General features: G+C 32.1%; 1 protein-coding gene. It reads left to right on the top strand.

Features of this window, described 5'->3' with window-relative positions; genetic code table 11:
* On the top strand, positions 1 to 847 hold an 847-nt coding region (locus tag B9N71_RS12975; protein ID WP_167370060.1), incomplete at its 5' end, for a hypothetical protein.
* Positions 848 to 1,857 lie beyond the last annotated feature (1,010 nt).

Raw genomic sequence — 1,857 nt, 5'->3', positions numbered from 1 at the left:
CCTAGCTAAGACCTACCAAATCGCACCAAAATCGCAAATTTGTTATGCAAAACCGAATTCTACTATAGTTCATCCTGAATACCAATGGATTGGAGTTGATTTAAAAACAGATGAATATTATTTTAATCGGCCTGAATATGCTAATCGCCACCCTCTAGTTGGTGGTGGTTATACTCAAGATTACGTACCTAATTATGGTTTTAAAGCACAGCCAATAGTTTCATCAAACACATTCCCAACAACAGGGTTTCCTGGTGCTAAATTTCAATTAGTGATGACAGGAGCACAAGATGATTATCATTATCAAGTGATCAATAACCCAGGAGGAGGTGTTGCAATTGATCAAAATGGTGTAGTAAAACTTAATAGTAAACCTTCAGGAACTGTTACAGTGAGGGTAACTTTAAAAAGAGATAATTCTGTCATTCATGATTACCGTTTTAACCCAACTTCTATTTGGGGGGTACCGAAAAATTTTAGAGGATCGTTTAATGCTGTACAACAGCATTGTGGAGGTTTACAAAATATGATGAGTCGAGCCCAATTAACAAATTCGCCACGATATGAAGGTCAAGGGGCAGAATTAACTGGATTGTCTAATAGCTATACTCGTGTAATAGGTGGCTCTATTTTGGGTGAATGGGGGTGGACAACTAAATCTTCTTACCCTGATTCAGAATGGCAAGAATATTATGCTCCGCCTGATTTTACCTCTAGATATTGGACATCGGATTCTTCGGTGATTGAAGGTGTACAGCTTCCATATGTTGTACATAACCATGATGGTTTTACTAGCACGTTTACAACTGAAGCTCCTTGGTTAGGTTACGCTATTTGTAAAGGATAGAAAATATTTTAAATGTGATATTATTTATTCAGTAAAGGAGCATTTATAAAATAGGATTGTTGTAATAAAATAATGGGTTATTTATATTTCATGATTAAAATAACCCACTCAAACACATAAAGGCGTTTTACCAAAAATAGCTTTATGTATAACCATATTATAAATGTGAATAAGTAGCTTAAACTTTTGTTTTCTATTTTCTGTATTGTTAAATATTTTTTATATCATGCCACATTGCAATTAAAGTATGTATCATGCTTTCGGTTTTTAATTCGTTTATTGGTGGGCTGGTTTTGTAAATTTTGATTAATAAAATGGTTATCAAACGTTTTAATGAATAGATACAGCGACACTTTAATTAATTACCAAATGGTATAGAGATCTTGAATGTTTCTCACAAAATACAGCCTAAAAAGTGAATAGTCATGTAAATATTCACAAATCATGCCGAGAATTACATTGTTTATTTTAGTGCTTTATAAAATGGATGATTATTTAATGCTTCATGCAGTTTTTAGGTATTATAAATCGAATATGTAAATGTTTGGTGTCGACCTGAAACTGTCGTCTAGCTAGGCTTTGTTATTACTTTTAGCCACCATTGATAAATCTTTAGTTTGATTTTTTATGTATGTTCATTGCTGTCGTTCCTTAAATTACGGTAAACAATGAGAGTAATTTCTACGACTAAAAATAGCATTTACTATATGACCACTTGTTTTAAGTGTAAAAAAATCAAATAAAATCAGCTATCTACCTGAACGATTTTATACCTTCAAAAAGCGCTTATTCCACCATTCAAGACCAACCCATCTATCAATTCCATCTTTTTTCCCCACCACGAACAATTATTTACAATAAATTAACAAAAAGCTAGCCAACCATTTTTTAAATGGTTATACTTTTAACGCTATAGGGAAACAAGCTTATTAAACAAGCAAATAATTATAAAAATATAAATAAAACAAATAATTACTTGACAGGTGAACCATAATGCATTATCATTTTAG

Origin of the sequence: Gilliamella bombi (assembly GCF_900103255.1) — a bacterium.
Taxonomy (GTDB): Bacteria; Pseudomonadota; Gammaproteobacteria; order Enterobacterales; family Orbaceae; genus Gilliamella; species Gilliamella bombi.
The sequence above is the reverse complement of the archived record's forward strand: the minus strand, read 5'-3'. Positions and strand labels throughout refer to the sequence as shown.